The organism is Natronomonas salina (assembly GCF_013391105.1).
Lineage (GTDB): Archaea > Halobacteriota > Halobacteria > Halobacteriales > Haloarculaceae > Natronomonas > Natronomonas salina.
Genome location: NZ_CP058335.1, coordinates 3,610,228 through 3,636,348, shown reverse-complemented (window position 1 = coordinate 3,636,348; position 26,121 = coordinate 3,610,228). Strand labels below are relative to the sequence as shown.

Sequence of the window (26,121 nt, the reverse complement as noted above, 5' to 3'; positions counted from 1 at the left end):
GGTTCCGGACTGCGGCGGGGTCTGCTGCGGGGTCGTCCGATGAGCGACGGGATCGACGGCGATCCGGCGCAGATACTGCTCGTCGAGGACAACCCCGGCGACGTCCGCCTCACCCAGGAGGCGTTCAAGGAGGGCCAGATCGACAACGACCTCCACGTCGTCGAGGACGGCGTCGAGGCGCTGGACTTCCTCTTCAAGCGCGGCGAGTACGCCGACGCGCCCTGTCCGGACATCGTCCTCCTCGACTTGAACCTCCCGCGGAAGAACGGCGACGAGGTCCTCGAGGAGATGCGCGCCGACGAGACCCTCCAGTACGTCCCGGTCGTCGTCCTGACGAGTTCGGAGGCCCAGGAGGACGTCGTCAAGTCCTACGAGTTGAACGCCAACGCCTACCTCACGAAGCCCGTCGACCCGGTGGACTTCATCGAGGTCGTCCAGTCCTTCGAGCAGTTCTGGCTCTCCATCGTTCGGCTGCCGGAGTGCGAGGAGTAGAGTAGACCTCGCCGCCCTCAGAACGACGGCATGACCTCTTCCTCGTAGAACTCCAGGAACTCCTCCTGCTGCTGGCCGATCTGGTGGACGTGAACGCTTTCGAAGCCGCTATCGACGAACGCCTCGATCTTCTCGATGAAGTCGTCCGCGTCGGGGCCGCAGACGACCTGTTCGGCGATGTCCTCCCGGTCGACCATCGTCGCGGTCTGCTCGTAGTGGGCCGGCGTGGCGAGTTCGCGGCCGAGTTCGCCGGCCATCGCGGCGTTGGGCCACGTCTCGAGGGCCGTCTCGATCGCGTCGTCCTCGTCCTCCGCGTAGCAGGCGTGGAACTGGCCGAAGTGCGGCTCCGTCTCGCCCTCGTTGCCCTCCTCGTACCGGTCGACGAGGCCCTCGTCGGGCGAGGTGGACATGAGGCCGTCGCCGTAGTGTCCCGCCGCGGCCGCGGAGGTCTCGCCGCCCGCGGCCACCACGACGGGCGGGAGCTCGTCCGGGAGCGTGAACACGCGGGCGTTCTCGACGGTGAAGTGGTCGCCGCGGTAGGTCTTCTCGCCGCCCTCCCAGAGCAGCCGGATGATCTCGATGGCCTCCTCGAGCTTCTCGAGGCGGACGTCGTGCGGCGGCCAACGCTCGCCGGTGACGTGCTCGTTGAGCCGCTCGCCGGTGCCGACGCCGAAGATGAACCGACCGTCGAGCTGGGTGGCGGCGGTCGCGGCGGCCTGGGCGACGACGGCGGGGTGGATGCGGATGATCGGCGCGGTGACGGCCGTCCCGACCGGGATGCGCTCGGTCCCGTGGGCGATGGCGCCGAGGACGCCCCAGACGAACGGGCTCTCGCCCTGCGCGGTGGTCCAGGGGTGGTAGTGGTCGGAGACCATCGCGTAGTCGACGCCGCGGCGCTCGGCGTCGGCGACGTACTCGACCATCTCGTCGGGCTCGTGCTGCTCGCTCAGGCAGGCGTAACCGAGTTCGGGCATACCCTAGCTGGCGCGGCGAGGAGGAAAGGCGACGGGCCGGCAGGTGCATGCCGGCTGCAACGCGAACGGGTTTTACGCACCGCACCCCAGGTCACCGGCATGGAACTCCCGGGGACGATACTCGCGGGCGAGGACTACGAACCGGTCGAGGGCCGTGTCGTCGTCGAGGACGGTGAGATCGTCGAGGTCGAGGAGACGGCCACGGCCTCGACCGACATCATCTGTCCGGCGTTCGTCAACGCCCACACCCACGTCGGCGACTCGATCGCCAAGGAGGCCGGCCGCGGCCTCTCGCTGGACGAACTCGTCGCGCCGCCGGACGGCCTGAAGCACCGGCTGCTCGAGGAGGCCTCCAGGGAGGAACTCGTCGAGTCGATGCAGCGGTCGCTGGAGTTCATGGAGGCCGGCGGGACGACCGCCTTCCTCGAGTTCCGCGAGGGCGGCGTCGCGGGCGTGGAGGCGCTGCTGGACGCCGCGGGCAACCTCGACGTCGAGCCGGTCGTCTTCGGCCGCGAGGAGGTCGAGGTGCTGGACGTCGCCGACGGCTTCGGCGCCAGCGGCGCCCGCGACGCCGACTTCTCGGCGGAGCGGAAGGCCGCCCACGAGGCGGGCAAGCCCTTCGGCATCCACGCCGGCGAGCGCGACGCCCACGACATCAACTCCGCGCTGGACCTCGAGCCCGACTTCCTCGTCCACATGGTCCACGCCGAGGAGATCCACCTGGAGCGCGTCGAGGACAGCGATACGCCGATCGCGGTCTGCCCGCGCTCGAACCTCGTGACGGGCGTCGGGGTCCCGCCGGTGGCCGACCTGCTGGAGCGGACGACCGTCGCCCTCGGGACGGACAACGTGATGCTCAACAGCCCCTCGATGTTCCGGGAGATGGAGTTCACCGCGAAGCTCTGCGACGTGACCGCCCCCGAGGTGCTCCGGATGGCGACGCGGGCCGGCGCCGAGATCGCCGGCCTGAACTGCGGCGTGATCGAGCCGGGTCGCGAGGCCCGGCTGCTGGTACTCGACGGCGACTCCGACAACCTCGCCGGCGTCCGCGACCCCGTCCGGGCCGTGGTCCGCCGCGCCGGAGTGGACGACGTCGCGGACGTCATCTCGCCCTGAAGCCGCCGTCTCTCCCCCGTCTCGTGTGTAAAACGGTCGAAAGGTGTTTGTGCGGGTACGCCCAAGACCGTGTCGTGTGGTGACAATGTACAACTGTATCCTCGTTCCGACGGACGGGTCGGCCGGCATGTCGCGGGTCATCGACCACGCCTCGGACCTCGCCGACGCCCACGACGCCGCCGTGCACTTCCTCTACGTCGTCAACACGGCCAGCTTCGCCAACCTCCCCATGGAGACCTCCTGGGAGAGCGTCACGACCATGCTGCGCGACGAGGGCGAGGACGCCCTCCGCGCCGCCGAGGAGCGCTCGCGGGCCGATCGGGTCGTCACCGCGATGCGGGAGGGGCCGCCGAGCCGCGAGATCGTCGACTACGCCACCGAGGAGGGCTGCGACCTGATCGTGATGGGCACCCACGGTCGCGGCGGGCTCAACCGCCTGCTGCTCGGCAGCGTCGCCGAGCGGGTCGTCCGCTCCTCGGAGGTCCCCGTGTTGACGGTCCGCGTCGGCGCGACGGACGAGGACGCCCGGGAGGCCGACCTCCAGCGTGAGGAGGCCCTGCCGGGCGACGAACGACAGAAACCGGCGCGGGCAGACCCGGGAGCCACCGAGATACTCGAGTAGCGAGGGTCGGAGCGGAGCGAGACCCTCGAGTAATCAGGCGGGGCGGAGGTGCTCGCAGTCGCCGGCCGAGACCCGCTTCTCGCCGTCGTCGGTCGCGACGACGAGCGTGCCCGGGAACTCCACGTCGACGGCCTCGCCGACGACCTCCCCGCCGGGCGTCTCGACGCGGACCCGCCGACCGAGCGTGGTGGCGAGGTCGCGCCACGCCGGCAGGACGCTCTCGGGGTCGGCCCGCAGCTCGTCGAATCGCTCGAGGATGCGCCGCGTCAGGTCGGCGCGGTCGACGTCACCCACCTGTTCTCCGATCGTCGTCGCCGTCTCCGGGACCTCGTCGGCGTCGACGTTCGCGTTCAGCCCGATGCCGACGACCACCCACGAGACCCGGTCGGCCTCCCCCTCCATCTCCGTGAGGATGCCGACGAGCTTCTTCTCGTCGTCACCCACCAGAACGTCGTTCGGCCACTTGATCCCCGCGTCGACGCCGACCTCGCGGACGGCCTCGGTGGTCGCGACGGCCGCCGCGAGCGTGTAGACGGGGACCTGCGCCGGCGGGAGGTCCGGCCGGCAGACGATGCTCAGCCAGACGCCGCCCGACGGCGAGGACCACGCGCGGTCCAGGCGGCCGCGCGCGCCGGTCTGCTCGTCCGCCAGGACGACGACGTCCGCGGCGCCCTCGCCGGCCAGTGCGCGCGCCCGGTCGTTCGTGCTCCCGATGCTGTCGTGGAACTCCACCTCGAAGGGCGCGTCCAGCCCGAACTCGACGGCCGCGCCGCCGAACTCCGGGACGCCGGCCAGGACGTAGCCGTCGTCGCGGCTCTCGACCGCGAAGCCCGCCTCGCGGAGCGCCTCGACGTGCTTCCAGACGGCGGCGCGCGAGACCTCGAGTCGGTCGGCCAGGTCCGGGCCCGAGACGGGGCCGTCGGCCAGCCCCTCCAGCACCCGGCGTCGCGTCTCCTGCATACCCGGGCGTTGGCGCGGGAGGGTAAATAGCCACCCCGAACGGGGCCGCAGCCGTTCCCTGGCCGGACCGTGCTACCGTTGCACACGCAGGCAGAACCCACTCCGCCGTCAGGCGTCGACTCTCCGGGTCGAGCAGTCCGGGGAGTGCCGCGAACCGACCGCCGGCCGGAGAACCCTACGATACCATGGCACGACATACACACAATCAGGGCAGAGACACCGGACGGGACGACGACCAGCAGCGCCACCGAAACGACCAGCAGGGCGAACGCCGAGGCCAGTGGACGCAGCAACGGACCCACGAGCAGGGTCAGCAGGGACAGGGAAGTCAGCGAGGCCACGGCGGACCGCAGGGACGAGGACAGGGCCACGACCGTCAGCACGGAGGCCAGCAGTCTCGTCAGCAGAACCAGCAGTACGGTCAACAGCGGAACCAGCAGCACGCGGGCGGTCAGCAAGGTCAGCACCAGCAGCGCCAGGGTCGACGAGGACAGCAGGGCCGGGACCAACAACAGGGCCAGCGACAGGGGCAGCAGCACCAGAGCGGTGGCCACAGCCAGCAAGGCGGCAACCAGTCCGGTCGCGGACAGCCCGGCGGCTACACCCAGGGTGGTCGCCGGCAGGAGGGCCAGTACCAGCAGGGGCAGCCGGGACAGCCGGACCGGAACCGTGACCAGCAACGCGGCGGACAGAACCGTCAGCGATCCGGCGGCCAGCGGGGCGGCCACGATCAGCGAGGCCAGCAGCACCAGCAAGGTGGACGGCAGCAGAACCAGCAGAACCAGCAGAGGGGACAACAGCAGGGCCAGCAGCGCGACCAGGGGCAGCGCGGCGGCCAGTCAGGCATCAGTCGGGGGAGCCAGCAGCAGAGCTCGGAGAGGCAGCAGTACGGAAACCAGCAGCAGCAGGGTGGCCGCCAGTCCGGATACGGCGGTCGTCAGCACGGTCACGGAAATCAGCAGCACGGCCACGGCACGCAGCAGCAGGGACACGGCAGCCAGCAGAACCACGGCGGCACCCAGCAGGGACAGGCTCGCGAGCAGGCGCGCCACCAGAGTCGCGACCAGCAGTCGGAGCCGTCACAGTGGCGGGAGCACGACGCGCCGAACCAGATGGACCGCGAGCAGCGCGGCGCCGAACGGCGGCAGCGCCGCTAGAACGGCACGTCGTCGGCGTCGAACCCCTGCGGCGTCCCCTCGTCGCCGACGCCGGTCTCGGTCTCGACCGCGGATATCTCCGGAATCTCCTGGACGAGCCGCGTCTTCAGCGCCTGGGTCGTCATCGGCGAGATACCGCAGCCGGAGCAGGCGCCGCCGAGACGGATACGGACGCTCCCCGCCTCCAGGTCGAGGTGCTGGATGGCCGCGCTGCCGCCGTGCATCTCGATCTGCGGGAAGTTCCGCTGGAGGAAGACGGTGATCCGCTCGCGCAGGTCGTCCTCGTCGACGGCGGCCGCGGTGGACCCGTCGTCCGCGGGGTCGATGGAGTGGGTGGTCATCGCCGTCAGTACGTCGGGGACGCGCTTAACGGTATGGTGGGGTCCCGGCGCGAAAAGAGGCAGAACTGTACGTTCGGGTCGACCGTTACAGCCGCTCGATGATCGTCGCGATGCCCTGGCCGAAGCCGATGCACATCGTCGAGAGGCCGTACTGACCGTCGCACTCCTCGAGCTGGTAGGGGAGCTTGCCGACGAGCGCGCTGCCGGTCGCGCCGAGGGGGTGCCCGTGGGCGATGGCGCCGCCCCAGACGTTGGTGTCCTCCCAGTCGGCGCCGGTCTCCTCGAGCCAGGCGGCGACGACGGCGGCGAAGGCCTCGTTGACCTCGAAGCGGTCGATGTCGTCGATCGACATGTCGTTCTGCTCGAGGATCTCCTTCGTCGCGGGGATCGGCCCGGTGAGCATCGTGATCGGGTCGACGCCGACGACGTGGCTGTCGACGATGCGGGCCATCGGGTCCCAGCCGTGTTCCTCGGCGGCCTCCTCGCTGGCGATCAGCAGACCGCCCGAGCCGTCGACGATACCCGAGGAGTTCCCGGCGTGGTGGTAACCGTTCTCCGGGCTCCGGAAGGACGGTGGGAGCTGCGAGAGCTTCTCGACGGTCGTGCTCGGCCGCGGGTGCTCGTCCTCCTCGACGGTGACCGAGTCGCCCTCGAGGTCGGTCTCGACGGGGACGACCTGGTCGTCGTACTTGCCGGCCTCGGCGGCCTCGCCCCAGCGGGACTGCGACTCCGCGGCGAGTTCGTCGAGGTACTCCCGGGAGAAGCCGTACTCCTCGGCGATGCGCTCGGCGCCCTCCCCCTGCGTCGTGAGCTCGTCGAAGTACTCGAAGTAGGTGTCCGTGACGCTCTGGCCGTCCGAGCCCATCGGGACGCGGGTCATGTGCTCGACGCCGCCGGCGATGATGACGTCGTGGTGGCCGGCGGCGACCTGGCCGGCGGCGAAGTTGATGGCCTGCTGGCCGGAGCCGCACATCCGGTTGAGCTGGACGCCCGGGACGCCGTCGCCCCAGCCGGCGACCATCGGCGCGAGCCGGGCGATGTTGAGCCCCTGCTCGTCGACCGGCGTCACGCAGCCGTAGATGACGTCCTCGACGGTCTCGGGGTCGAAGTCGTTGCGCTCGCGGAGCGCCGTCAGCGGTTCGGCGGCGAGGTCCTGCGGGTGCGTGTCGCTGAACGAGCCGTCGCGCTTGCCGAACGGCGTCCGTACGGCGTCGACGATGACTGGCGTACTCATGTGTCCTGTGAACACACGGTAAGGTCCGACTTGGGCGTTGCGGTGTGGATAAGAGGGACGTTGAAAAGGCACCGACGAACGCCGGCCCACCCCTTCGAATCGAAGTGGGTATCGGTCCTCACCGTTGCAGGGCTGTCGAACTAACCCGGCAGCATCCTGTCGACGACCCACTCCGCCGGCGGGTCGTCGAACGGCCACTGTCCGCACTTCGGCTTGTCGAGCGGCTCGCCGGTCTTGTGGGCGTACCAGCGCTGCTTGTGTCCCAGCCGGTAGTGGCAGATTTCCGGCTGGCGTTTCTCCCAGTAGATGGTCCGCATCGAGGGGACACCGTCCGGTTCCGGCGGGAGCGTCTCGTAGCTCGAGACCGTCTGGGACTCCTGGAGTTCGGTCATCCTGTCGCGAGCCGAGGTGACGGGGGCGACGGCCCACACCAGGCTCCCGGCGACGATGAGGACGACGACGCCCGCGACGACGGCCTGCCTGGGTGGCGTCCGCGCCCGCGCGACCAGCAGTCCGGCGCCGACCGCGAGGAACACCACCAGCAGGACGAGCTCGATGGCCCCCTGGAACTCCAGGAAGACCTGGAGAGCGTACACCGCCCCGCCGGCGCCGACCCACCAGTACCGCTCCGGGTCGTCCAGGATGGCCCGCGCCCAGCCGTACGCGCCGAGCGGGACGAGCAGCGCCCCGTAGCCGAGTTCGACGACGACCCCGAGGAGTCGGCCCGCCACCGAGTAGTTCTCCACGCCGTAGATGGAGCCAAGCACGGTCTCGAGGAAGAGGGGGATGGCCAGCCCCGCGGCGACGAACGGGAGGACGACGGCTGCGGCGACCAGGAGGCCACCGAGGACGGTCCGGCCCGCGGCGCGTCGCCCGCCGCGCTGGTAGCCCATCGCGACGACGAGGAGGGCGATAGGAGCGCCGAGTTGCCAGAATCCCGCGGCGGCCGCGGCAGCGGCGCCGCTCCAGGCCGGCCGGTCGCTCACGGCGAGGAGCAGGGCCGCCGCGCCGAGCGCGAACGCGAAGTACTTCGGCCGGATGCCGGCGAACGGGTAGGTGTAGAGCGACGGGAGGGCGAACGTCGCGACGCCGGCGACGAAGCCCGCGAATCCGTCGTCCGTCACCCGGTAGGTGAGCAGGCCGACGAGCGCCACGCCAGCGACGACGGTCGCGACCGCGACGGCAACGCTCAGCAGGTGGAGGAGGTGCATGTCGCCGCCCGCGAGCAGTGCGAGCACGGTCGTCACGCCGTAGATGAGCGGCGGTTTGAGGTCCCAGAAGTCGACGTACGGGGTCGCTCCCTGGGTGATGTACCATCCGGCGTGCTGGAACAGCGCCGAATCGTCCGAGACGTAGTAGGGAGCGACCCGGAAGCCCTCCCACGTCCCCCACGCCAGCAGCGCGATCGCGACCCCGACGAGCAGTGCGAACCACCGTCGTTCGATCCAGCCTCGCCATTCCGACCGGGACTCGTCCATCGACAGCGGGACCTTCGCCACAGGTCACCAATTTCTTGTCGGATTATCGAGCACCTGGAAATTTTCAGTCAATTAACCACTAGGTACACAGCGCAATTCTCCCGCTAATCGGCCTCCACCCCGGCTCTCGGGTGGCCGCGGCGGTCGCCGGTATCAATCAGCACTTCCGTCGGAACGTGTCATACGCTAGTATGCAGGCGTCGCCAACGGGGGAGGGACTGCAGCCCTCGGTACCGGACGCGCTGGTTCCGCTGCTCGATCTCCCGGCCTGGCAACGGCTCCTCGTCGTGGTCCTCGTCAGCGTCATCGCCGCGAGGCTCGTCAACGCGGCCACCGGGCTGGTCGTTCGTCGGCTCTCGCAGTCCGAGACCGGTCTCGACGAGGTGGTCGCCCAGGAGCTCCGCCTCCCGCTCTACGCGACGACCGTTCTCGGAGCCGTCTACTTCAGCACCGGCCTCGTGGCCCAGCTGTCCATCCCGCTCGAGCAGATCCAGGTGGTCGTCGCGCGACTCGCGGTCACCGGTATCGTCGCCGCCTGGACCTACGGCGCCATCCGGATCGGACGCCGGAGCCTCGAGGTGGTCCGCGATAGCGACACCCAGTACCAGTTCGCGCCGATCCTGAAGAACGTCTGGACGTTCACCGTCGTCATCGCGGCCGCCATCACCCTCGTATCCATCTGGGGCGTCAACCTCACGCCGCTGCTGGCCGCCGGCGGTATCGTCGGCATCGTCGTCGGCATCGCCGCCCAGGACACCATCTCGAACTTCATCGGCGGCATCTCGCTGTTCTTCGACAACACCTACAAGCTGGGCGACTTCGTCCTGCTGGAGTCGGGCGAGAAGGGGACCGTCGTCGACATCGGCATCCGGTCGACGACCATCCTCACGCCCGACTACGTCCTCGTCACGGTCCCGAACTCGGTGCTCAACACCGCGCAGGTGATCAACCAGTCCGCGCCGAAACGCCGGATGCGCATCCGCGTCGACGTCCGGGTGCCCTACGACGCCGACCTCGACGTCGCGGAGGCGTGCATGTTCGAGGCGGCGGCGGAGGCCGGCAGCGTCCTCGAGTCCCCCTCCCCGCAGGTCCGCATCCAGCAGTACGCCGACCGGGGGATCGAGTACGAGCTACACGTCCACATCTCGAGTCCACTCCGGCAGCCCCAGGCCCGCCACGACGTGTACCGAGCGCTGAACGCCGCCTTCGACCGCGAGGGGATCGAACCGCCCTACCAGGGCCAGGAGGTCCAGTTCCGGGAGGAGCGAGCGGTCGACGACGAGGACGATGGACCGTCCGAGACCGAGTAACCTCCGCTACTTTATCCCATCAAATAAGATAGGAAAGATGTCAAATTCGGCTAAACGATCGGGTTTAGGGCCGATATTCGAGGTTCATCACCCTCGCTGTACCGCGAAATTCGATATAGTAGTATCCAGTTTGCTATTTATACCAACGGTACGAGAGGGGTTGCGTTACTTTCTGGCGAGCGTCTTTCCTGGTCGCAGAAACGACCAGTGGGAGAACTGTATCGCCCTGCGGCAGTCGTTGGAAAAGTACAATTACGCCCGGCTACAAGGCCGGTGTATGGCCCTTTCGCTCGAAGACGAGTGCCCCGAGTGCGGCGAGGACGAGTTCTACAAGGCCGCGAGTACCCAGCTCCAGCTCGGCCAGAAGCAGAAGTGGCACTGCGCCAACTGCGACTACGGGTTCGTGACGATCGACGGGATCGACACCCGGGCCTGACGGTCGGGAAGACCAACGCCCGCGATCCGTCTCGTCGAGGAGTCCCACCGGGTTCCCACTCTTCACCCCGCGCCTCGGTGGTCAGTCTCCGGCATCTCATCCCACTTCCGATAGAAGTTAGAACCATTTGCTGATAGACTCCGAGATCGGATGAATCTCGGTTGAGGTCCTCTCCCGTACTCTTGCGACCCGCTGATGGAGACGCCACCCCTGGGGTTCACGCGTCAGATAACGTGCCCTAAATCTCGACGTCCGTTCTATGCTTGCAGTGATCAGATATGGGAGGGAATTCGCCGATTCTCCGATGACGAATCACCGATGGCCCGATGCTGGGTAATTGAGAACTATCCCTAGTCGATACCGTTCCAGAAGTCACACGAAAACTGGGGGAAACGAAGGATTTCCCTGAAGCGACTGGCCTCAGCTTCGACCAGTTTGCGCCGGTCCCCCAAGGGAGCGATCGATTTCTTTTCCGGGGCTGTTCTAGCTCTGATTCCTGTTTACAAGCGAAACGAGGTGTGTGAGATTCGGCAGGGCAGTTCTCGAAACCGAGATACCTCCTGCTGGGTCGTCTACCCCTGTTCTCGTGCGCGTCGGGATGCAAATCTGAGTTTCTCGAGTGCCGAAGACTCCAGAATTCCCCCATCTGAACATCGCAACGGCGGGTTTGAGTCAACCGTAGGTGATCAAGCCTAAACGTCGGATTCCGTTGAATCCCTTTCATCAGACCTACTCGAATCGATTCCTCGCTCGGTCGCGCCATACCAGTAACTCGTCACGCGCCGTCTAACTGACGGCAGATGTCCATCGAATCGGCAGCCGCTAGCCAATCCATACGAAACTCGTAAACTATATGTCGCGATAGAGAACACGAAAACGGCGAAGAGAATAGACCCACAGGTAGGAGCCTTCTATCCGTCAAAAATAGGCGTTCCGCTATTCGTCGTCCAGCTCTCGCCAGGACAGCCGGGGGTTTCTGGCGGCCGAGACCTGGTCGATGCGGCGTGCGGCCGTCCGCTCGGGCGCCGACGCCAGGGTCTCGTCGCTGTCCGCCCGGGCGGCGTCGAACGCGGCGGCGAGCTGGTCGAGCGTCCGGCGGTTCTCGATCTCGGTTGGTTCGGTCATCAGCGCCTCGCCGACGATCTCCGGCCACTTCGTCGTCGGCGGGTGGACGCCGTAGTCGAGCATCCGCTTGGCGACGTCGGCGGCGTCCTGCTCGCCCGCGCTGGCGACGAACTCGTGGTGGAAGGGTTCGAACGGCACCTCGTAGTCGATCTGCTCGGCGAGGTAGTTGGCGTTGAGGACGGCCTTCGCGCTGGCGTCCGAGAGCCCCTCGTCGCCGAGTCGTGCGATGTAGGCGTATGCCTTCACGAGGACGAGCCAGTTGCCCTGGTAGCCGTGGACCTTCCCGATGGAGTTCTCGGGCGCGTACAGCTCGTAGTCCCCGTCGGACTTCCGGACGTGGGGGTCCGGGAGGAACTCGGCGAGTTCTTCGGTGACGCCGACGGGGCCGGCGCCGGGACCGCCGCCGCCGTGCGGCGTCGCGAACGTCTTGTGGACGTTGTAGTGCATGACGTCGAATCCCATGTCGCCCGGGCGGCCGCGCCCGAGCAGGGCGTTGAGGTTCGCGCCGTCGTAGTACAGCAGACCGCCGACGTCGTGGACGAGTTCGGCGATCTCGACGATGTCGCGCTCGAAGAGCCCGAGGGTGTTCGGGTTCGTCAGCATGAGCGCGGCGGTGTCGTCGGTGAGCGCGGCCTCGAGAGCCTCCAGGTCGACGCGGCCGTCGTCGGAGGGCAGCGACACGACGTCGTAGCCGGCCATCGCCGCGCTGGCGAAGTTGGTGCCGTGGGCGGAGTCCGGGATGACGACCTCGCTGCGGTCGTCACCGTTGGCCTCGTGGTAGGCCCGCGCGACGAGGATGCCGGCGAACTCCCCGGCGGCGCCGGCGGGCGGCTGGAGCGTGACGGCGTCCATCCCGCCGATGCGGCCGAGGTAGTCCTGGAGCCGATACTGGAGCTCCAGGGTCCCCTGCGTGGAGCGCTCCGAGCGGCCGGGGTGGACCGCGGCCTTCGGGTGGGCGGCGACGTCCTCGGTGAACTTCGGGTTGTACTTCATCGTACAGGACCCGAGCGGGAACGGCCCCGACTCGACGCCGTAGTTCATCTCCGAGAGTCGGGTGTAGTGCCGCGCGAGCTCGGGTTCGCTGAGCTTCGGCAACTCGACGCTGTCGCGGGTGAGGTCGTCGGGGAGCGAGGAGTCGACGGCCACCGACTCGGCGTTCTTCTCCGAGAGCAGCGGCTCGTAGGTGTCCTCGTCGTCGGTCCACCGCGCCTGGTCGAAGGTCAGCGGGTCGTCGGTCATCGCGCGGCCACCTCGAAGGCGTCGACGAAGCCGTCGATCGCCCGTTCGTTGGTCTCGGTCGCACAGACCTGCACCTGGTGTTCGTCGACGACGTGGACCGCGTAGCCGTCGGCCTCGAGGTCGGCGGCGACGGCCGCCGCGGGCTGGTCGGTCCGGACGACGAACTCCCGGAAGTGGTGGCGGTCGTGGATCGGCGCCTTCACCCCGCCGATCTCGTCGAGCCGAGCGGCCAGGTCGCGGGCGCGGGTGACGCAGTCCTCGGCGAGTTCGACGAGACCGTCGGGGCCGAGCCACGCGACGTGCATCGCGGTCCGGAGGGCGACCCACGCTTGGTTCGTACAGATGTTGGAGGTCGCCCGCTCGCGGCGGATGTGCTGTTCCCGCGTCTGGAGAGTGAGCGTGTACGCCCGGCGGCCGGTCGCGTCCTCGCCGGCGCCGACCAGCCGGCCGGGGACCTGCCGGAGGAACTCCTCGCGGCAGGCGAACAGCCCCAGGCCCATCCCGTAGGCCGTCGACAGCCCGAGCGTCGCGGCGTCACCGACGACCACGTCCGCCCCAACGCTCGCGGGTTCCTCGAGGAGCGCGAGCGCGACCGGGTCGGAGCCGAGGACGAACAGCGCGTCGTTGTCCTCGGCGATGTCGCCGACGGCCTCGAGGTTTTCCTCGATGGTCCCGCGGACGGTCGGGTTCTCGGCGTAGACGAGGAGCGTCTCCTCGTCGACGGTGTCTGCCAGGACGTCGACGTCGACGTTGCCGTCCGCCAACGGGTACTCCTCGACGGCGACGTCGTGGCCCCCGACGTAGTTCTCGAGGGTGCCCCGTCGACCCTCGTGGATCGTCTCGGGGACGAGGACGCGCGACCCGTCGACCGACCGGACGCGCGTCGCGAGCGTCGCCGCCTCGCCGAGCGCCGACGCCGCGTCGTACATCGAGCAGTTCGCGACCCCGAGACCGGTCAGTTCGACGAGCATCGACTGGTACTCGAACAGCGCCTGCAGGAAGCCCTGGGCGACCTCCGGCTGGTACTGGGTGTAGCTGGTCAGGAACTCCGAGCGCTGCGAGAGGTGGTCGACCATGGAGGGGACGTAGTGGTCGTAGTGGCCCCGGCCGAGGAACTCCACCAGGTCGTCGTTCTCGCCGAGCGTCCGCTCGACGTGCGTCCGGACCGCCCGCTCGCCGCGGGCCTCGATGCCGAACTCGTCGTCGAACCGGACTTCCTCGGGGATGTCGAAGAGCGCCTCCTCGCTGTCCGCGCCGACGGCCGAGAGCATCGCCTCGGTCTCGGCGTCGGTGTGCGGCGCGTAGGGGCTGCCGTTGGCTGTCATGGGGAATCGAGTATGGCACCTCTTGCGAGGGAGGCCTAAAGAGCGCCCCGGTTCGACCCACTCGGTTGCATAGAACCAGGAGTCGATATCGAGTTTTATCCACGTTCGTGAGCATCGTGGGCGGGAGCGGTTTTATAGGCGCTCCGTGCTAGCCGGAGGTATGACGAAGTTCCTCGCGGCGACCGACGACGAGACGACGAGCAAGCGGCTCCGGCGGTACCTCGCCGACCGCGTCACCGGCGACGACACCGTGTTCGTGATCAACTCCCTGAAGGGCGGCGACGAGACCTCCGACGTCGACGCCGCCGACGGCGAGACGGCGATGGCGGAGCTCGCCGAGGGGCTGCCCGGCGCCGAGCCCCACCAGCTCGTCCGCGGCAACTCCCCGGAGCAGGACATCAAGAAGTTCGCGACCAAGCACGACGTCGACGAGATCGTCATCGGCATCCGGAAGCGGAGCCGAACCGGGAAGATTATCTTCGGCTCGACCGCACAGGACGTGTTGCTGTCGGCCGACGTTCCGGTCGTCGCAGTACCCCTCGACTCATGAGCGCAGACGAACTCCAACACGCACTCGACGAACTCCGCACCGCTCGCGACCTCGCAGACGGCGAGGCCGAAGAACGAATCTCGAAGCTCGTGGACAGCGTCGCAGGCGCCATCGAGAACGACCGCACAGTCGACCACGGCAAGCTCGCGCGGATGGACCGCACGCTCGCCGATATCGCCGAGGACAGCGCCGGCGAGACCGAGACGGCGGTCCAGGACGCCCGCGACGCGCTCCGGTCGTACCGCGAGGGCGTCCCCGGCGCCTGAACCCGGCTAGTCGTCCAGTTCGACGGCGCCTTCTTCCAGCAGGTTCTCCGCCAGGATCGGCACGAACGTCCCGATGTCGGTGACCATCCCGACGGCTTGCGCCGACCCGCGGTCGAGCAGTTGAGTCACCGTCGCCGGGTTGATGTCGACGCAGACGACGCGGGTCGTCGACGGCAGGCAGTTGCCGACCGCCACGGAGTGCAGCAGCGTCGACAGCATCAGCACCATGTCGGCCTCGTGGGCCTGCTCGCGGATGGCGTTCTGGGCCTCGACGGCGTCGGTGATCGTGTCCGGCAGCGGCCCGTCGTCCCGGATTGACCCCGCGATGACGTAGGGGACGTCGTTCGTCACGCACTCGTACATGACGCCGGACTCGAGCATGCCGTCCTCGACCGCCTCCTCGATGCCGCCGGCGCGGATGATCTCGCTGATGGCGTAGATGTGGTGCTTGTGGCCGTGCCGGGCGTGGTCCAGCGTCTCGGTGTTGACGCCGAGCGAGGTGCCGTAGAGGTCCCGCTCGATGTCGTGGACCGCGAACCCGTTGCCGATGGAGAGGTAGTCGACGAAGCCGCCGTCGACCAGCCGCGCGAGGTCCTCGCGAGCCCCCGAGTGGATGAGCGCCGGGCCGGCGACGACGAGGACGTCGCCGCCCTCGGCCTTCGTCTCCTCGACGGCGCCGGCGATCTGCTGGATGGTCGACTCCGAGGGGCGCTCGGAGGAGACGCCACCCTGCATGAACCCGAAGGCGCCCTCCTGGTCGCGGGGGCGTTCCGGCGGCTGGACGCGGATGCCGGCCTCGCCCGTGACGATCATGTCGCCCTCCTCGACGGCGTTGAGAACCTTCGTGTACGCTCGGGGTCCGTCGGCCGTCCCCTCCACGACGACGGCGCAGTCCATCTCGATGTCCTCCACCTCGATCCACTCGCCGTCGAGGCGGATCTCGGTGGGGTGGTTCGTCGTCGAGTAGAAGCCGTGCGGGACGACGCGGTCGTCGGGCGCCGGCTCGAGGGTGGCGTCGTCGGGGTCCGCCGGGTTCGCGCCCTGCTGGTGGAGGTCGTGGACGATGCTCTGGAGGTCCTCCTCCGTCTCGGCGGTGACGAGCATGCGGGCGTACGACTCCTGGTCCTTGCGGCGGCCGATGTCGAACTCCTCGACGTCGAAGGAGCCGCCGTGGTCCATGACGATGCCGAAGGCGGCCTGCATCATCCCCGAGTCGATGATGTGGCCCTCCAGTTCGACGACGCGAGAGACGCTCATGGGAGGGGTGAGGGATGGCCCCGATAAGTCGGTTGTGGGTCGCAGAGCCGGCCGCCGTCAGCGGCGGTCGACGTACCACGTCGTCTCGCTGGCGTCGACGAGCCGATCGTACAGCCGCCGCAGCCCCTCCGGTTCGGTGTCGGGCAGGACGTGGAACTCCACGTCGCCGTCCCGGACCGCGACCCGGAAGGTGTCGCCCGTCACGTCGTCGTGGACGAGGTAGAGCGGCATCGGGAGGTCGAACCAGTCGCCGTACCGGTAGGGGTCGCCCTCGAGGACGGACCGGACGAGCGACGCGAGTTCGGGGTCGTCGAGCGGGTCCGCCGGCGTCAGCGAGAACACCGTCTGCCCCTCGTACTCGACGCCGCCGCGCCGCGGATAGCGTCGCACCGGCGGCTCCGGGATGGCGAACGTCGGCGTGTCGTCGTCGGCCACACCGGCGGTACGGCGCGATGTCGTTTAAAGTCGCGGGCACCGATACCGCGGCGCGTCCCCGGCGTCGGGACCTCGCTCGCCGGCGAACGTCTGCTGTACATTTATGCCCCCGTTGGGCGGACCACCCCCATGGTCACGTTCGAACGACCGAGACCGGACCCCGAAACGGAGGGCGAGGTCCTCCTGGAGCGAATCCTCGCGTTCGCCATCGACGCCGTCGGCTTCTCGATCCTCGTCAGCGTGATCGCGAACCTGGTGTACCTCGTCTCCGCGTCCCTCGGTATCGTCCTGAATCTGCTGGGCGTCCCGCTCTTCTTCGCCTACTTCGTCTACTTCGAGGCGGAGTACGGCCAGACCGTCGGCAAGATGGTGACCGACGTGGTCGTCGTGGCCGACGGCGGCGGCCCGATCGACTACCGGGCGGCGACGATCCGCTCGCTCGTCCGCATCGTCGACCTGTTCCCGTACCCGCTCCACCTCGTCGGCCTCGTCGCCATCCTCCTCACCGACCGGAACCAGCGGCTCGGCGACATCGCGGCCGACACCGTCGTCGTCCGGGCCAGAGAGAAGGGCGAGAAGCTGTAGTCCGGCCCGGGATTTATCAACCAGAACGCGGCCAGACCGCCCGTGAGCTGACGACGTGCCGGCGGGCGGTCGAGGCGGGAGCGCGGAACGCCGCCGCCGGATTCCACGACGGGAGCGGGATAACTCTCTCGTGTATCATCGACAGGTCGGTCCACGCACCACGTTCCGCCTGTTAGCCACCCGGATCAGTCGTGGGTCCCGGCGAGCGACGGAGGATTCGGTCGGTCCCTGGCCGATCGACCGAACGAATAAGCGGCCGGCCGCCGTCGGGTCCGTCAATGAACGTCTCCGACCGCCTGCCGTTCCTCGGCGGCGACGACGCGGATGTCGACGCCTTCCTCGACCGCGCCGCGCGATGGGCCACAGACCTCGAGTACCGCGAGATTCCGCAGCCGGTCCGGCGGGCCGCGAAGGCCCAGCTCGCCAGCACCGTCGGGGCGGCCGTCTGGACCGTCACCCACCCCCTCGGCGACCCGATCGCCGCGGCTACCGGGTCGCGGTTCGAGGGGGACGGATCGACGTTCCTGGGCGGCGAGGATCTCTCCCCGGAGGGTGCCGCCTGCGGGAACGCCGCGCTCTCGATGGCGCTGGACTTCGACGACACCGTCCTCGGCGGCCACACCGGCCACAGCAGCGTCTTCGTCCCGCTGGCGTACGCCGAGGCCGACGGCGCCAGCGGCGAGCGCGCGCTCGTGGCACACGTCGCCGCGAACGAGGTAGCCGCGCGGCTGGCCTCGGCGGCCGCCATCGGCCCATTCCGCGGCCAGCAGACCGCCTACGTCCACGCCGTCGGCGCCGCCGTCGGCCGCGCCGTCGTCGAGGGCGACGACGCCGACACGCTCGCCGACGCGCTCGGCATGGCGCTGCTCCAGCCGCCGTGGCCCCTCGAGCCGCCGTTCCTCGGCTCCGACGCGAAGGTCTGGAGCGCGAGCGAGCCGATCCGGACCGGTCTCGGCGCGGTCGACTCCGCCCGCGCCGGCCTGTCCGGCCGCTCCGACCTCGTCGAGGCCGACGCCGGTTTCCTCGCGGAGTTCGCCGACCGCCCGGTCGAGGAGTTCCTCGAGGGGTTCGGCGAGCGCTGGCACACCCGTGCGGTGACGATCAAGGCCGTCCCCGGCTGCGCGTACGTGACGGCGCCGGTCGAGGCCGCCCTGGAGGTCCGCGGCCGGTTCGACCGCGGCCGGACGTCGATCGAGCGCGTCGACGTCCACGGCTCGCTGTTCGCCACCGAGGTCGACGACCGAGCGTCGCCGTACCTCGAGGGGCCGGACAGCCCCGTCTCCGCGCTGACGTTCACCGTCCCGTTCAACGTCGCCGCGGCGCTGATCGACGGCGAGCACACGCCCAGACAGCTCGGCGACCGCGCGAAGAACGACGCCATCTGGGAGCTCGCCGAACGGGTGACCCTCCAGCACGACTCCGACTTCACGATGGCGGCGCTGCGGTCGGAGGTACCGGTCGGCGCGATGCTGCGCCGGGTCGGCCTGCCGGTCGTCGGCTACGCGGCGAAGACCGTCGGCGTCGGCGCGACGGTCCGGCACCTCCCGACCCTGCTGCGGTTCGCCCGCAAGCGCCCGCTCCCGACGGACCTCTCGACGGCCGAGAAACGGATGGGCGCCCGGGTCGAGGTGACCACGACGGACGGGCGGACCTTCGAGTCGACGGTCGAGCACCCCTCCGGGTTCGCCGGGAAGCCGCTCGCGGAGATCCGGGCGGTCGCGCGGAACAAGTGCCGGTCCGGCCTCCAGGCGGCCGGGGTCCGCGAGTCCACCGCCCGCGAGCGCGTGGACGACCTGCTGTCCATCGACGAGGAGCGAACGGTGTCGCTGGCCGGCCTCCTCGCCGCGGCCGACCGGGTATGAGGCCCGAGCGCGTCGGGGCGGTCGTGAACCCGCACTCGGGCGGCGGCGACGCGGCGAGACTGTTCGCCGAACTGGCTCACTGCCTCCCCGACGCGACCGTCGACGCCCGCATCACGACCGGACCCGACGACGTCCCGGTCGCGGCCCGCGAGCAGGCGGAGTGGGCGGACCTCCTCGCGGTGATCGGCGGCGACGGGACGCTCCGGGAGGTGACGGCGGCGCTGGTCGAGGCCGGCGCAGACACGCCGCTGTTCGTGGTACCCGCGGGCCGCGGGAACTCCTCGTACCGTCACCTCTACGGCGACCGGGCCTGGCGCGACGTGGCCCGGGGACTGGCCGCCGGAATCGACCGACGGCCTCTCGACGTCGGCCGGGCGGACTGCGAGCCGGCGATCGACGAGACGCACTTCGTCCTCGGGTTCACCGCCGGCCTGTTCCGCAACGCGGTCGTGAACGCCGAGCGGTTCCGCGCGCTGCCGGGGCCGCTGGCGTACGTCCTCGCGACCGGCCAGGCGTTCGTCGTCGACGACCCGGTGACGGCGACCGTCCGCGTCGACGACGACCCGTTCTTCGACGGCGGCGCACGACTCCTCGCCGTCGGTGGCGGCCGGTTCCGCGGCAGCGACTTCGAACTGTTCCCGGCCTCCCGGCCCGGCGACGGCATGCTGCACGTCCTGGCGATCGAACCCGTCGGGCACCAGGACTCCGTACGCCTCGCTCGTCTGGCCCGCCGTGGCCGACTCCACGAGCACCCGGCCGTCGCGTCCACCACCGGCGGGACCGTGACCGTCCGGTCTGACGACGGTCTGCCCGTCGAGATGGACGGCACCCCGATCTCGCCCGCGCTCTCTGAGGCGAACCTGTCAGTCGTCCCCGGTGCGGTCTCGGTCGCCTATCCGGCCTGAGAGGGACTTCGCGCTCGGAGAACGCGCCGCACGATTTATATTGGTAGTCCGTGACACGGAGGACGAACGCGGGGCGAGAGGGGTATCGACCGCCGACGAGGACGCGACGAACGGGGGCTGAACCGCGCGTCCAGTCGTTGTGAACCGCCCGAGGGGCCGGGCGTCCAGCGCAGGGATTCAGAACCAGATTAACACGATGGCAACAGACGGAACGGAGGGACGGAGCGAAGAGACGGAACGGTCGATCTCGGTAGTCTACGTGGACGACTACGACGAGCTCTGCAGTCTCGCGAAGACGGGGCTCGAGACGGCGAGCGACCGACTGGCGGTCGAGACCACGACGGACCCGACGACGGTGACCGACCGGCTGGGCGACGTCGACTGCATCGTCTCGGACTACGAGATGCCGGAGGTCGACGGCCTGGAGTTGCTCCGGCAGGTCCGGGTCCTGGACGAGGACGTCCCCTTCATCCTCTTCACCGGGGAGGGCTCCGAGAACGTCGCCAGCGACGCGATCTCGCTGGGCGTCACCGACTACCTCACCAAGGGCGGCGGCCAGGAGCGGTTCGTCCGGCTGGCCAACCGCATCGAGGGGGCAGTCGAGGCCCACCGGGCCAGCGAGGTCGTCCAGCGGACGCGGTCACAGGCCGCCGAGGCCATCGAGCGCGAGCGGGCACGCAGCCGCGCGCTCATCGAGCACTCGCCGGCGATGACCGGCATCCTCGACGGCGGCGGCCGGTTCGAGTACGTCAGCCCCTCCGTCGAGGACATCACCGGCTACAAGCCGCGGGAGCTGCAGGGCGAGGTCGCCTTCGACTACGTCCACGAGGAGGACCGCCCCCGGATCATGGACGAGTTCCAGCGCTCGCTGTCGAACACGGCCTACCGGCCGACGGTCAGGTATCGGTTCAGACACGCAAGCGGGGAGACAATCCACCTCGAGACGAAGGGCGTCAACCGGCTCGACGACCCGGTCGTCGAGGGGATCGTCGTCAACACCCGGGACGTCACCGAACAGGTCAGGTCGGAGCGGAAGCTCCGGCGCGAACGCGACATCTCGAAGCGCATCCTCCAGGTCAGCCCGGCGCCGCTGATGCTCGTCGACGGCGAGGCGCGAATCCGCCGGGTCAACTACCGGGCGGCGGAGGGCTTCGACATGACGCGTGAGCGGCTGGAGGGGATGTCGCCGTCGTCCTCGAGGCTCGAGGTCCGGACGCCCGACGGCGAGGACGTGCCTATCGATGAACTCGTCACCTCGCAGGTCGCAACCGCCGGCGTCGAGCGCAGCGGCGTCGAGTACCACGTCGACCTGCCGACCGGGACGTTCCGCGTCGAGGTGAGCGCGGCGCCGCTGGCGGAGACGGACTTCGAGGCCGCCGTCCTCTGTCTCGACGAGGTCGAACGCGTATAACAATACGTAAGGCCGCCGCGGTCGCGCCTCCGGTATGAAGCTGGCACGCGTCGAGACGCCCGACGGCGTCCTCGAAGGCGAGTACGACGACGGCACAGTGACGACCGACGAGGGAACGTACGAACCCGAGGAGTACGACCTGCTCGCGCCCTGTGAGCCCTCGGTCTTCTACTGCGTCGGCCGGAACTTCGGCGAGAAGGTCGACCAGATGGACTACGAGGTGCCGGAGGTCCCTGACTTCTTCATCAAGCCGCCCGTCTCGCTGCACGACCCCGAGACGCCCATCCCGTACCCATCCTTCTCCTCGGAGCTGACCTACGCCGGGGAGCTGGCGGCCGTGATCGGCGAGGAGTGCAAGGACGTCGCCGAGGACGAGGTCGACGACGTGGTCCGGGGGTACACAATCCTGAACGACCTCGACTGCCTCGACCAGGAGCGCCGCACCGCCCGGAAGGCCTTCGACTCCTCGGGGCCGCTCGGGCCGGTCGTCTCCGACGTCGACCCCGTCGGCCTCGACATGACGACCCACATCAACGGGGAGCTCCGCCAGGAGGACAACACCGAGAACATGTTCATCAAGCCGCGGGAGGTCGTCTCGTTCCTCTCGGAGCGCTTCACGTTCGAGCCGGGCGACGTGATCTCGTTCGGCAGCCCCGCCAACCCGGGACTGCTGGAGCGCGGCGACGAGATCGAGATCTGGTACGAGGGCATCGGCACCCTCCGGAACACGGTCGAGTAGCGGTCAGGCGGACCGTCCCTCGTCGCTCACTCCTCAGCGCCGCCGATGTCGACGACCAGCAGCGGTCGCTCTGCGGCCTTCACGATCCGCTCGGTCGTGCTGCCGAGGTTCAGGCGCTTCTCCCGGCCGGTCCGGCCGTGGGTCCCGAGGACGAGCAGGTCGACGTCCGCGTCGTCGGCGTACGACAGGATCTCCCGGTAGGGGACGCCCTGCGGCGTCGCGGTCGTGACCTCGATGCCGGCGTCGGTCGCGCGGGTGGCGAGTTCGTCGACGGCCTCGTCGGCATCCTCGGTCAGCTCCGACTCGACCGCCGCCTTCTCGTCGACGTCGGCCGCGAGGACGACGCGGCGGTCGACGACGGAGACGACGTGGAGGTCGGCGCCGTAGGCCTCGGCGGCGCCGATGGCGTGGTCGAGCGCCTCCGCCGCGCCGTCGCTGCCGTCCGTCGGCAACAGGATGGAATCGTACATGTCGCGACGTCCGGGGGCCACCTACTTGAAACGCCGTCACCTCGACCGCCCGGACCCGGGGGTGGCGCCGTTACTAGATTTGGTTTGCCAGTAACTCTTTTATGGTCCGACTACCGTTTCAGTTACGTGGCAGACGAGCGCAGCATCGAGGACATCCTCGACACTATCGGAGACCAACACGCACGGACGGTTCTGGCCACCCTGAGCCACGAACCTCGGTCCGCCAAGCAGCTCGCCGAGGAGTGCGACCTATCACTGCCGACGATATATCGACGACTCGAACTGCTGCAGGACCACAACCTCGTCGTCGAGCGGACCGCGGTCGCCGAGGACGGCAACCACTACAACGTCTACGAGTGCAACTTCGACAGCACCGTCATCCGCCTCGAGGACGACGAGTACGACGTCCGCATCTACCGCAAGGAGAACCTCCCCGACCGGTTCACTCAGCTGTGGGACGAACTCGGCGCGGAGTGAGACGGACCGTCGGACCTACCATCGGCCAGCCGGCGGAGTAGTCTCGAATCGCAGTCCGACCTCAGCGGTGCGGTTCGTCGTGGCTTCGTTCGTTTACGACGCCCCGTGTGAGTCGTCGCGTACATTTATTAGCACGGCAGAAATCCCCCGCACATGGTCAATATCCTGCAGGGCGTTCTCATCCTGATGCGGCTCGTCCTCTTCGGTCTCACCCTGGGTCTGACGCTCATCAGCTTCCAGGCGTACACGAAACGCGAGAGCCAGCGGCTCCAGTACGCCTTCATCGGCTTCGCCTTCCTCAGCATGGGGGTGGCGGTGACGAACCTCACCACGCAGGTCGGCGTCACGAGCGACCTCGGGAGCGACCTGCTGTACCTCCAGATCGCCGAGACGATCCCCTTCATCATCGGCTTCGCGATGATCTACGTCTCGCTGTACCGGTAGCCAGTCGAACGAACATCCAGGCCCCTGCGGTCTCAGTTCTCGGGAACTCCCTCTTTTGGCTCTGCAGCCACGGAACCCCGGCCGGGCTCAGTTCGTCGTGACAAGCTCGACGACGTCGCGGTGGTCGAGTTCGTGGTCCGAGCCGACCTGTCGGCCCGCCCGGCAGTCGACACCGTGGAGCAGCCCGTCGCCGAGGTCGGAGTGGATGTGGTAGGCGAAGTCGGAGGTCGTCGCGTCCTCGGGCAGCAGGAAGCAGTCCGGAAGGAGCTTGCCGTCGGCGGTGCCGAGTCCGCCGGCCGAGCCCGGGAACACCGCGACCGCGCCGAGGACGTCGAAGACCGCCGTCTCGAGGGCGCCCTGGACGCCGGTGCCGCCGTACTCGGCGGCGAACTCGGCGATCTGTTCGAGACCGGCGGCCTGCTCGTCGGAGACGTCGCCGACGATCTCGAAGCCGTCGTCGCCGGGGACGTAGTCGACGGCACCGTTCTCGTCGGCCTTCTTCAGCGCCTTCTCCGCGTGGGCGCTCGCGGGGACGACGGTGAGGTGGTCGTAGTCGGGGTCGCTCGCGATCGCCTCGTAGTTGGCCTGCGCCTCGGGGGTGTCCATCTTGTTCGCGGCGACGACGATGGGCTTGGTCGCCTGTCGAATCTCGCGGGCCAGTGCCTCGCGGTCGTCGTCGTCCCACTCGGCGGGCTCGAAGCCGCAGTCGACCCGGCGGATCAGCCGCTTGATCTCGTCCTCGTTCGTCCGGAACGCCGTCATCTGCTCGGCGAGTTCGACCTCGATGTCGGTCTCCTGGCCGTTGTAGGCGCCCTCGTAGCGCTCGATGCCGCGCTCGAGGATGTCGAGGTACCACATGTCCAGCTCGTGCTCGAGGAAGTCGATGTCCTCGCGGGGGTCGTGGCCCTCGGTGGGTTCGCCCTCGGCGTCGGTCGTCCCCGAGAAGTCGACGACGTGGACCAGCACGTCGGCCTCGTTGAGGTCGGTGAGGAACTGGTTGCCGAGGCCGGCGCCCTCGTGGGCCCCCGGGATGAGGCCGGCCACGTCGACGAGGCGGATCGGGACGAACCGCGTGCCGTCCCGGCAGAACCCGGAGTCGGGGGTGCAGGTCTCGTCGAACTCCGGGGCCGCGCAGTCGACGCGGACGTACGCCTCGCCGACCGAGGGGTCGATGGTCGTGAACGGGTAGGCCCCCTCGGGGACGTCGTTCATCGTCGCGGCGTTGAAGAAGGTGGACTTGCCGACGGAGGGCTTGCCGACGAGTCCGACCGTGTAGCTCATATCCCCGGTATCCCGCCGCCGCCCAAGAGGGCTTCCATCGCCGCCTTCCGTGGGTTTCGCTGGCACACCGCGCAGGATTCAGCCACGGTAGCGCGTCGTATCGGCACTCGAAACCGCGCGGACGTTGAAGCCCTGCGGAGCCCACGTCCGGGTATGGCCACCGACCACGCGGCGTCGCTCGACCCCGACGCCACCCCGGAGGGCGAGGCGTACATCTCGCCGACGGCGGACTTCCTGTTGCTGGCGACGCTGACCACGGCCGTCGCGCTCGCGTGCGCCGCCGTTATCGTCCCCTGACCCGTCGGAGCCACCGTGCTCGGTGACTCAGGGACGGATCTGATCTCGGACGGCGACCACCTCGAGGCGCTCGCGACCAGGCAGCGACGGGTCTGGCTCGCCGCGATACTCCTCTACGGCGTGGGCGACACCGTCACGACGTTCTGGGGGCTCTCCACCGGCGGCATCGCCGAGGCCGGCCCCGTCGCCGCCCCGCTGATGGAGGCCCACGGCCGCTTCGTCCTCCTCGGCGTCAAGGTCGTCACGTTCGGCGCCTTCTACCTCCTCTGGCGGCTGGTCCGCACGCCGGGTCGGGTCGCGGTCCCGCTGGCGCTGGCCACCGTCGGCGCCCTCGTCACGGCCTGGAACCTCGTCGTCATCTCCAGCGCCTGACCAACCGTTTTAGGACGGGCCCGCGTAGTCGGTCGCACGCCCGGGACGTGTCCGACCGCCCGGCCCCTCCCATGTTCGACGTCATCGTCATCCCCACCGACGGCAGCGAGTTCGCCGAGAACGCCGCCGAGCGCGGCTTCGAGCTCGCCCGGCACCACGACTCCACGGTCCACGTCCTCTGCGTCGCCGACACCGGGATGCTGGGCGACCTCCGGCTCCCCGGCGACGACGCCAGCGCCGACGACGCCATCCGCGCGAAGGCCCGGGAGTTCGTCGACCGGCTGGCCGACCGCGCCAGGGCCGGCGGCCTCGACGTGACGACGGCCGTCCCCGACGGGACGGCGAAGAACGCCATCATAGACTACGCCGAGTCGGTCGACGCCGACGCCATCGTGATGGGCACCAGCGGCCGCGGCGGCGTCGAGCGACTGGTGCTGGGCAGCGTCGCCGGGCACGTCGTCCGGCACAGCGACGTCGACGTCCTCGTCACCCACGGCACCGGCAAGTGACGCGAGTCGGCGGGCGGGCGCCGCTCACCCGCCGGTCGTGATCCGCTCGATGACCTTCGCCCGTTCGCCGAGGCCCCACCCGGCCAGCGCGAGGCCGGCGTAAACGCCGAGCGCCGGCAGCGCGTGGACCAGCGGCATCGTCTCGATGGTCATCCCCGCGGTATCGAGGATGCCCGAGAGGACGATCGACGCGAGGAACACCGCGATGCCGCCGTCGAGGGCCCGCATGTTCGGCATCTCTTCCGGTTCGGAGAGCATCCGCCCCAGCGCGTAGAAGGCCAGAGCGAAGGTGGCCCAGCCGACGACCAGGAACGGCAGCGCCACGACGAACTCCTCCGGGACGTGTCTGGGGACGTACACCCCGTGGACGAGCGCCGTCGCCACCGACGAGAGCGCGAACAGCGCGGTCAGCAGCGCCGACTCGCGTGCCGCCAGTGCGGTCATACCGGCAC

Annotated in this window: 30 protein-coding genes; 18 read left to right on the top strand and 12 right to left on the bottom strand. The window is 69.2% G+C overall.

Annotated elements, in window-relative coordinates; translation table 11 throughout:
- The first annotated feature begins 39 nt into the window (after nt 1–39).
- The gene (locus HWV07_RS18980; protein ID WP_178335833.1) at nt 40–492 is read left to right on the top strand and encodes a response regulator; all 453 of its coding nucleotides are present in this window, start codon (nt 40–42) and stop codon (nt 490–492) included.
- Nucleotides 493–509: 17 nt separating this feature from the next.
- Here the strand turns inward: HWV07_RS18980 and HWV07_RS18975 are convergent, their stop codons facing one another.
- Nucleotides 510–1,466: a TIGR03557 family F420-dependent LLM class oxidoreductase gene (locus tag HWV07_RS18975; protein ID WP_178335832.1), complete on the bottom strand. Its 957-nt coding sequence runs from the start codon at nt 1,464–1,466 to the stop codon at nt 510–512.
- A gap of 99 nt (nt 1,467–1,565) precedes the next feature.
- On the opposite strand from HWV07_RS18975, the gene HWV07_RS18970 reads away from it, so the two are divergent.
- Entirely contained in the window at nt 1,566–2,582 is a 1,017-nt protein-coding gene (locus HWV07_RS18970; RefSeq protein WP_178335831.1) for an amidohydrolase family protein, read from the top strand.
- Nucleotides 2,583–2,667: 85 nt separating this feature from the next.
- Nucleotides 2,668–3,204 carry a universal stress protein gene (locus tag HWV07_RS18965; RefSeq protein WP_178336107.1) on the top strand — a complete coding sequence of 179 codons (537 nt, stop codon included), beginning with the start codon at nt 2,668–2,670 and terminating at the stop codon, nt 3,202–3,204.
- A gap of 33 nt (nt 3,205–3,237) precedes the next feature.
- On the opposite strand, the gene HWV07_RS18960 is transcribed toward HWV07_RS18965, so the two are convergent.
- Entirely contained in the window at nt 3,238–4,164 is a 927-nt protein-coding gene (locus HWV07_RS18960) for a biotin--[acetyl-CoA-carboxylase] ligase (protein WP_178335830.1), read from the bottom strand.
- A gap of 185 nt (nt 4,165–4,349) precedes the next feature.
- On the opposite strand from HWV07_RS18960, the gene HWV07_RS18955 reads away from it, so the two are divergent.
- A complete protein-coding gene (locus tag HWV07_RS18955; protein ID WP_178335829.1) occupies nt 4,350–5,321 on the top strand; it encodes a hypothetical protein in 972 nt (323 codons plus the stop codon).
- Here HWV07_RS18955 and HWV07_RS18950 read toward each other — a convergent pair.
- From HWV07_RS18950 to HWV07_RS18940, 3 genes are all read right to left on the bottom strand, one after another.
- On the bottom strand, nt 5,318–5,662 hold the full coding sequence (locus HWV07_RS18950; RefSeq protein WP_178335828.1) for a NifU family protein: 345 nt from the start codon (nt 5,660–5,662) through the stop codon (nt 5,318–5,320). The two genes, HWV07_RS18955 and HWV07_RS18950, sit on opposite strands and share 4 nt — an antisense overlap.
- Nucleotides 5,663–5,747: 85 nt before the next feature.
- Entirely contained in the window at nt 5,748–6,896 is a 1,149-nt protein-coding gene (locus HWV07_RS18945) for a thiolase family protein (protein ID WP_178335827.1), read from the bottom strand.
- Nucleotides 6,897–7,036: 140 nt separating this feature from the next.
- A complete protein-coding gene (locus HWV07_RS18940) occupies nt 7,037–8,395 on the bottom strand; it encodes a DolP-mannose mannosyltransferase (protein ID WP_211694188.1) in 1,359 nt (452 codons plus the stop codon).
- 170 nt (nt 8,396–8,565) lie between these two features.
- Between HWV07_RS18940 and HWV07_RS18935 the strand changes: the two genes are divergently transcribed.
- Nucleotides 8,566–9,684 (top strand): mechanosensitive ion channel family protein, encoded by a 1,119-nt coding sequence (locus HWV07_RS18935; protein ID WP_178335826.1) that lies wholly within the window; start codon nt 8,566–8,568, stop codon nt 9,682–9,684.
- A 277-nt stretch (nt 9,685–9,961) separates the two neighbouring features.
- Nucleotides 9,962–10,120 (top strand): DUF7838 family putative zinc beta-ribbon protein, encoded by a 159-nt coding sequence (locus tag HWV07_RS18930; RefSeq protein WP_178335825.1) that lies wholly within the window; start codon nt 9,962–9,964, stop codon nt 10,118–10,120.
- A gap of 936 nt (nt 10,121–11,056) precedes the next feature.
- On the opposite strand, the gene gcvPB is transcribed toward HWV07_RS18930, so the two are convergent.
- Nucleotides 11,057–12,484, bottom strand: coding sequence for an aminomethyl-transferring glycine dehydrogenase subunit GcvPB (gene gcvPB, locus HWV07_RS18925; RefSeq protein ID WP_211694187.1), 1,428 nt, complete (start codon nt 12,482–12,484; stop codon nt 11,057–11,059).
- Entirely contained in the window at nt 12,481–13,809 is a 1,329-nt protein-coding gene (gcvPA, locus tag HWV07_RS18920) for an aminomethyl-transferring glycine dehydrogenase subunit GcvPA (protein ID WP_178335824.1), read from the bottom strand. The genes gcvPB and gcvPA overlap by 4 nt, the downstream gene beginning before the upstream one ends.
- A gap of 160 nt (nt 13,810–13,969) precedes the next feature.
- Between gcvPA and HWV07_RS18915 the strand changes: the two genes are divergently transcribed.
- Entirely contained in the window at nt 13,970–14,359 is a 390-nt protein-coding gene (locus HWV07_RS18915) for a universal stress protein (protein ID WP_178335823.1), read from the top strand.
- Entirely contained in the window at nt 14,356–14,625 is a 270-nt protein-coding gene (locus HWV07_RS18910; protein WP_178335822.1) for a DUF7553 family protein, read from the top strand. Before HWV07_RS18915 ends, HWV07_RS18910 begins: the two co-directional genes overlap by 4 nt.
- Nucleotides 14,626–14,631: 6 nt before the next feature.
- Here the strand turns inward: HWV07_RS18910 and HWV07_RS18905 are convergent, their stop codons facing one another.
- A complete protein-coding gene (locus HWV07_RS18905; RefSeq protein WP_178335821.1) occupies nt 14,632–15,882 on the bottom strand; it encodes an ornithine cyclodeaminase, nickel-pincer nucleotide-dependent in 1,251 nt (416 codons plus the stop codon).
- Between the two features lie 57 nt (nt 15,883–15,939).
- On the bottom strand, nt 15,940–16,317 hold the full coding sequence (locus HWV07_RS18900) for a hypothetical protein (RefSeq protein ID WP_178335820.1): 378 nt from the start codon (nt 16,315–16,317) through the stop codon (nt 15,940–15,942).
- A 129-nt stretch (nt 16,318–16,446) separates the two neighbouring features.
- On the opposite strand from HWV07_RS18900, the gene HWV07_RS18895 reads away from it, so the two are divergent.
- The 5 genes from HWV07_RS18895 to HWV07_RS18875 all read left to right on the top strand — a co-directional run bounded on the left by HWV07_RS18895 (nt 16,447) and on the right by HWV07_RS18875 (nt 21,819).
- Nucleotides 16,447–16,902 carry an RDD family protein gene (locus tag HWV07_RS18895; RefSeq protein ID WP_178335819.1) on the top strand — a complete coding sequence of 152 codons (456 nt, stop codon included), beginning with the start codon at nt 16,447–16,449 and terminating at the stop codon, nt 16,900–16,902.
- Nucleotides 16,903–17,180: 278 nt separating this feature from the next.
- The gene (locus tag HWV07_RS18890) at nt 17,181–18,764 is read left to right on the top strand and encodes an MmgE/PrpD family protein (RefSeq protein WP_178335818.1); all 1,584 of its coding nucleotides are present in this window, start codon (nt 17,181–17,183) and stop codon (nt 18,762–18,764) included.
- Complete coding sequence (locus tag HWV07_RS18885) at nt 18,761–19,669, top strand: diacylglycerol/lipid kinase family protein (RefSeq protein WP_178335817.1); 909 nt, start codon at nt 18,761–18,763, stop codon at nt 19,667–19,669. The genes HWV07_RS18890 and HWV07_RS18885 overlap by 4 nt, the downstream gene beginning before the upstream one ends.
- Nucleotides 19,670–19,865: 196 nt before the next feature.
- The gene (locus HWV07_RS18880; protein ID WP_178335816.1) at nt 19,866–21,080 is read left to right on the top strand and encodes a PAS domain-containing response regulator; all 1,215 of its coding nucleotides are present in this window, start codon (nt 19,866–19,868) and stop codon (nt 21,078–21,080) included.
- A 34-nt stretch (nt 21,081–21,114) separates the two neighbouring features.
- Complete coding sequence (locus HWV07_RS18875) at nt 21,115–21,819, top strand: fumarylacetoacetate hydrolase family protein (RefSeq protein ID WP_178335815.1); 705 nt, start codon at nt 21,115–21,117, stop codon at nt 21,817–21,819.
- A 26-nt stretch (nt 21,820–21,845) separates the two neighbouring features.
- Here HWV07_RS18875 and HWV07_RS18870 read toward each other — a convergent pair whose 3' ends face one another.
- Nucleotides 21,846–22,289: a universal stress protein gene (locus HWV07_RS18870; protein ID WP_178335814.1), complete on the bottom strand. Its 444-nt coding sequence runs from the start codon at nt 22,287–22,289 to the stop codon at nt 21,846–21,848.
- Nucleotides 22,290–22,415: 126 nt separating this feature from the next.
- Here HWV07_RS18870 and HWV07_RS18865 point away from each other — a divergent pair, with 126 nt between their 5' ends.
- Together HWV07_RS18865 and HWV07_RS18860 are read left to right on the top strand one after the other, a co-directional pair.
- Nucleotides 22,416–22,766: a winged helix-turn-helix domain-containing protein gene (locus tag HWV07_RS18865; protein WP_178335813.1), complete on the top strand. Its 351-nt coding sequence runs from the start codon at nt 22,416–22,418 to the stop codon at nt 22,764–22,766.
- A 153-nt stretch (nt 22,767–22,919) separates the two neighbouring features.
- Nucleotides 22,920–23,210 (top strand): DUF7521 family protein, encoded by a 291-nt coding sequence (locus HWV07_RS18860; RefSeq protein WP_178335812.1) that lies wholly within the window; start codon nt 22,920–22,922, stop codon nt 23,208–23,210.
- 87 nt (nt 23,211–23,297) lie between these two features.
- Here HWV07_RS18860 and HWV07_RS18855 read toward each other — a convergent pair whose 3' ends face one another.
- On the bottom strand, nt 23,298–24,491 hold the full coding sequence (locus tag HWV07_RS18855) for a redox-regulated ATPase YchF (protein WP_178335811.1): 1,194 nt from the start codon (nt 24,489–24,491) through the stop codon (nt 23,298–23,300).
- A gap of 153 nt (nt 24,492–24,644) precedes the next feature.
- Here HWV07_RS18855 and HWV07_RS18850 point away from each other — a divergent pair, with 153 nt between their 5' ends.
- The 3 genes from HWV07_RS18850 (at nt 24,645) to HWV07_RS18840 (ending at nt 25,669) form a co-directional block, all read left to right on the top strand.
- Entirely contained in the window at nt 24,645–24,788 is a 144-nt protein-coding gene (locus HWV07_RS18850) for a hypothetical protein (protein ID WP_178335810.1), read from the top strand.
- A 15-nt stretch (nt 24,789–24,803) separates the two neighbouring features.
- Nucleotides 24,804–25,160, top strand: coding sequence for a DUF5658 family protein (locus HWV07_RS18845; protein WP_211694186.1), 357 nt, complete (start codon nt 24,804–24,806; stop codon nt 25,158–25,160).
- Nucleotides 25,161–25,231: 71 nt separating this feature from the next.
- Nucleotides 25,232–25,669, top strand: a complete 438-nt coding sequence (locus HWV07_RS18840; protein ID WP_178335809.1) for a universal stress protein — start codon at nt 25,232–25,234, stop codon at nt 25,667–25,669.
- Nucleotides 25,670–25,693: 24 nt separating this feature from the next.
- Here HWV07_RS18840 and HWV07_RS18835 read toward each other — a convergent pair whose 3' ends face one another.
- A complete protein-coding gene (locus HWV07_RS18835) occupies nt 25,694–26,113 on the bottom strand; it encodes a hypothetical protein (protein WP_178335808.1) in 420 nt (139 codons plus the stop codon).
- Nucleotides 26,114–26,121: the final 8 nt, after the last annotated feature.

What these genes read in the sequence shown, in the direction of transcription:
- HWV07_RS18955 (WP_178335829.1), top strand. Translation starts at nt 4,350, where the DNA reads ATGGCACGACATACACACAATCAGGGCAGAGACACCGGACGGGACGAC.
- HWV07_RS18835 (WP_178335808.1), bottom strand. Translation starts at nt 26,113, where the DNA reads ATGACCGCACTGGCGGCACGCGAGTCGGCGCTGCTGACCGCGCTGTTC.
- HWV07_RS18905 (WP_178335821.1), bottom strand. Translation starts at nt 15,882, where the DNA reads ATGAGCGTCTCTCGCGTCGTCGAACTGGAGGGCCACATCATCGACTCG.
- HWV07_RS18860 (WP_178335812.1), top strand. Translation starts at nt 22,920, where the DNA reads ATGGTCAATATCCTGCAGGGCGTTCTCATCCTGATGCGGCTCGTCCTC.
- HWV07_RS18880 (WP_178335816.1), top strand. Translation starts at nt 19,866, where the DNA reads ATGGCAACAGACGGAACGGAGGGACGGAGCGAAGAGACGGAACGGTCG.
- HWV07_RS18960 (WP_178335830.1), bottom strand. Translation starts at nt 4,164, where the DNA reads ATGCAGGAGACGCGACGCCGGGTGCTGGAGGGGCTGGCCGACGGCCCC.
- HWV07_RS18915 (WP_178335823.1), top strand. Translation starts at nt 13,970, where the DNA reads ATGACGAAGTTCCTCGCGGCGACCGACGACGAGACGACGAGCAAGCGG.
- HWV07_RS18935 (WP_178335826.1), top strand. Translation starts at nt 8,566, where the DNA reads ATGCAGGCGTCGCCAACGGGGGAGGGACTGCAGCCCTCGGTACCGGAC.
- HWV07_RS18945 (WP_178335827.1), bottom strand. Translation starts at nt 6,896, where the DNA reads ATGAGTACGCCAGTCATCGTCGACGCCGTACGGACGCCGTTCGGCAAG.
- HWV07_RS18850 (WP_178335810.1), top strand. Translation starts at nt 24,645, where the DNA reads ATGGCCACCGACCACGCGGCGTCGCTCGACCCCGACGCCACCCCGGAG.
- gcvPA (WP_178335824.1), bottom strand. Translation starts at nt 13,809, where the DNA reads ATGACAGCCAACGGCAGCCCCTACGCGCCGCACACCGACGCCGAGACC.
- HWV07_RS18950 (WP_178335828.1), bottom strand. Translation starts at nt 5,662, where the DNA reads ATGACCACCCACTCCATCGACCCCGCGGACGACGGGTCCACCGCGGCC.
- HWV07_RS18870 (WP_178335814.1), bottom strand. Translation starts at nt 22,289, where the DNA reads ATGTACGATTCCATCCTGTTGCCGACGGACGGCAGCGACGGCGCGGCG.
- HWV07_RS18930 (WP_178335825.1), top strand. Translation starts at nt 9,962, where the DNA reads ATGGCCCTTTCGCTCGAAGACGAGTGCCCCGAGTGCGGCGAGGACGAG.
- HWV07_RS18970 (WP_178335831.1), top strand. Translation starts at nt 1,566, where the DNA reads ATGGAACTCCCGGGGACGATACTCGCGGGCGAGGACTACGAACCGGTC.
- HWV07_RS18980 (WP_178335833.1), top strand. Translation starts at nt 40, where the DNA reads ATGAGCGACGGGATCGACGGCGATCCGGCGCAGATACTGCTCGTCGAG.
- HWV07_RS18975 (WP_178335832.1), bottom strand. Translation starts at nt 1,466, where the DNA reads ATGCCCGAACTCGGTTACGCCTGCCTGAGCGAGCAGCACGAGCCCGAC.
- HWV07_RS18895 (WP_178335819.1), top strand. Translation starts at nt 16,447, where the DNA reads ATGGTCACGTTCGAACGACCGAGACCGGACCCCGAAACGGAGGGCGAG.
- HWV07_RS18885 (WP_178335817.1), top strand. Translation starts at nt 18,761, where the DNA reads ATGAGGCCCGAGCGCGTCGGGGCGGTCGTGAACCCGCACTCGGGCGGC.
- HWV07_RS18890 (WP_178335818.1), top strand. Translation starts at nt 17,181, where the DNA reads ATGAACGTCTCCGACCGCCTGCCGTTCCTCGGCGGCGACGACGCGGAT.
- HWV07_RS18840 (WP_178335809.1), top strand. Translation starts at nt 25,232, where the DNA reads ATGTTCGACGTCATCGTCATCCCCACCGACGGCAGCGAGTTCGCCGAG.
- HWV07_RS18855 (WP_178335811.1), bottom strand. Translation starts at nt 24,491, where the DNA reads ATGAGCTACACGGTCGGACTCGTCGGCAAGCCCTCCGTCGGCAAGTCC.
- HWV07_RS18965 (WP_178336107.1), top strand. Translation starts at nt 2,668, where the DNA reads ATGTACAACTGTATCCTCGTTCCGACGGACGGGTCGGCCGGCATGTCG.
- gcvPB (WP_211694187.1), bottom strand. Translation starts at nt 12,484, where the DNA reads ATGACCGACGACCCGCTGACCTTCGACCAGGCGCGGTGGACCGACGAC.
- HWV07_RS18910 (WP_178335822.1), top strand. Translation starts at nt 14,356, where the DNA reads ATGAGCGCAGACGAACTCCAACACGCACTCGACGAACTCCGCACCGCT.
- HWV07_RS18875 (WP_178335815.1), top strand. Translation starts at nt 21,115, where the DNA reads ATGAAGCTGGCACGCGTCGAGACGCCCGACGGCGTCCTCGAAGGCGAG.